At 58.7% G+C, this 3137-nt stretch carries 1 protein-coding gene; it reads left to right on the top strand.

What is annotated here, in order from left to right; all coding sequences use genetic code 11:
* A partial coding sequence (locus tag Abin_RS13535; protein WP_048847842.1) for a hemagglutinin repeat-containing protein occupies positions 1 to 3137 on the top strand: 3137 nt, incomplete at both ends.

The raw sequence follows: 3137 nt of genomic DNA, 5'->3' as shown, positions 1-3137 counted from the left end.
GGCACTCTATGGCGGCGGTGCGTCTTCTAAGGTCGTGGTGACGGGCTCAGGCGCAAAAGTGACTGTGAATGGTGCGCCAGCCTTGCTTGACGCAGGGCGAACACTTAATATTGATCTACTAGGCAATCTGACAAATACTGGAAGCCACATTGCTGCGGGTGGCGACATGTCTTTGAGTGGAAACACTCTAGACAATGAAGGATATGCCACCAGTGTGGTTTTCCAATTTAGTTGTTATAATGGTAATTCTTGCCGATATTATCAGCCACCAACAGGCGTTCCCGCACCTAATCCAGAACCACAGGGAGAGGGACAGAGACAGGGACTGGCCTGGGATATTGGCAAGCAGGGAGGCTGGCCGTGGCCCTCTCACCTTTGGGGTTCATCTTCTTATTCTGTTGTTGCCAGTTCCATTATCGCAGGGAACACGCTTACTGCGGTTTTTAAGGACAAAATTGACAACACGGATATTGTTGAACACGCTACAGCAGCGCAGTTGGCTGCGGCAGCCCAGTATACAGGAACTGTACCGGGCAGTGTGACGCCATCAGGCCAAGCAGCGGCAGTCAATGGCGGCAGTCTGAGCCTTCCGACGACGGGCCAGTTTGCGGATGCCTCGGTGCAGACGGGTGCAGGTACAGGGGCTGCTTCTGCGGTGTCTGGCAATGGCCTGTCTGGTGGAGCGGGAACGGGTGTGGCCTCTGCGTCCGGGGCGGGAGGCAGCTCAACGGTTCTTCCGTCCTTTGGGGGTGTTCTGACACCCGAAGGACATGAAAGCGGCACAACGGCGGCCCAGCATCTGAGCCTTCCCGGCTTTACGGGCACGACGGACCCCAGCACTGCGCAACTAATCGCGAGTGTTCCTGCTGGCAAGGCGCTGTATGTTCCGACCAGCACTTCTGATGCGCATTACCTGATTGAGACGAACCCGGCCTATACCAGCCTGACAGCGTTCCACGGGTCGGAATATCTTCTGGACCGTCTGGGTGACCAGCCGCAGGACTATACGTTTCTGGGGGATTCTGCGTTTGACCAGCAATATGTGCAGCAGCAGATCCTGACGGCTACTGGCCAGACCTTTCTGGGTGGCACCTATAACACGGCGTCCAGCCAGATGCAGGCGTTGCTGGACAATGCCGTCACGGAGAGCAGCCAGCTTGGTCTGAGTCTCGGTCAGGGTCTGAGCAGTGCGCAGCAGGCGGCGCTGAGTTCTGACATTGTGTGGTACCAGAACGAGGAAGTGGACGGTAAAACCGTTCTTGTGCCCAAGCTGTATCTTGCACCGGGGCATGAAGCGCTGACGGACACGACCATTTCTGGCCGGAACGTGTCCCTGACGGCGGGGTCTATTACCAATAGCGGGACGATTACGGCACAGGACAGCCTGAGCCTGAAGACGACCACGGGCGACATTACGAACACCGGCAGGCTGTCTGGTGGCACGGTGTCCCTGACGGCGCAGGATGGGTCGATCATCAACAGTGATACCCTGAACACGTATCTTGTTCAGGGTGGTACGCAGGGCCAGCTTGCCTCTGTCGGGACGATTACGGCCAAGAGCGCTGTCAGCCTGTCTGCGGGGAACAATATCACCTTCAATGGGGGAGCTGTGACCACGGGCGGGGAACTGCGCCTGCTTGCGGGTGAAGGGATTACGCTTGGCACCACGACGGTGCGTCAGGCGGCGTCTGTCAGCGGGAAGGGGCTGAGCGAGAGCGGGAGTGCGGTGCAGAATTACGGCACCACCCTGAATGTTGGCGGGGATGCGCTGCTTGCGGCTCTGGGGGGGGACCTGAAGAGTGCGGGGGCGAGTATTGTCTCCAATGGCTCGACCTCGCTTTATGCTGCGAAAACGCTTGATCTTGGGTCTGTGACCAACAGCGAGAGCCACGCGGTTTCTGGGAAGAAAAGTGGTTTCCTGACGCATAGTAGTTTCTCGGACAGCCAGAGCAGCAGTACGGAACAGGGCACAACCGTTGCCGCAGGGGGCAGCCTGACCGTTGTCTCTGGCGGGGACATGAGCGTGAAAGGCGCGATTGGGTCTGCCGGGGATGCAAGCTTCCGGTCTGGCGGCTCCTTTACGGAGAGTGCGACGCACAGCACCAGCAGTACGGAAGCCTCGCACCATGTTGCGGGCTTCCACATGAGTACGCAGGGAGCGAGTGGCACGGTGGGCTACGGGTCGCGCACGGATGAGCAGAGTGTTCAGACCAGCACCTATACGCCGAGTGTGATTGGCAGCACGACCGGCAGTGTGAAAATTGAGGCCAATGGTCCTGTCAAGATTGACGGGTCTGCCATCGCTGCGGCGCAGGATATCGGGATCAGCGGGTCTTCGGTTGCGTTCACGACCGAGCAGAACAGCACCACCCAGACCGTGATGCACAAGGACAAGAGTATCGGGATTACGGGTCGGGTCTCACCGGATTCAGTTGTCGGGCAGATCATCAATACGGCACTGGCTGCGACGCAGACATCGGGCAAAGGCAAGACAACGCTGTCCGCACTGGATGCGATGCAGAGCGCATATCTTGCCGGGAAGGGCATTGATAGCGGGCTTTCAAGCACGATCGCGAAAATGACGTCGACCAATAAGGCGGACAGGTCCACGGGCAATATTGAACTTGCTGGTGTGCAGGCGGGTGTTGGTCTGGCGTCGAACAAACGGTCTGTAACGCAGACGGAGACAACCGTTCAGGGTTCGACGGTTGAGGGGAATGGCACGGTCAGCATCATTGCGCGGGGTGATAACGCGGCTGATGCGCAGAATGGGGATCTGAGCGCCGTTGCGGCCCGCATTGCGGGTGAAGATGTGATTGCGGCCGCGCAGAACAGCATGACGTTTTCTGCAGGCCGGAATACGACGTCTAGCGACAGCCGGATGTCCTCGAACAACGCTTTTGTGGGTGTTGATGCCGGTATTGGGACGTCTGGCGCGGGTGTGAGTGTTACGGCGTCTGTTGGTCTGCAGAACCAGCATGTGACGACATCGAGCAGCACTGCGGTTGATACGACGATCAAGGCGGGCAACAGCGTGACGCTGGGAACGCCCGGTGCGCTGACGCTGAATGGCGCGGAAGTCTCCGGGTCGCGCGTGGATGTATCGGCTGGCTCATTGAGTATTATCAGCCCGCAGA

The sequence above is a fragment of the Acetobacter indonesiensis genome, from assembly GCF_000963945.1.
In the GTDB taxonomy this organism is placed as follows: domain Bacteria; phylum Pseudomonadota; class Alphaproteobacteria; order Acetobacterales; family Acetobacteraceae; genus Acetobacter; species Acetobacter indonesiensis.
This window is presented reverse-complemented; position numbering and strand designations above follow the sequence as displayed.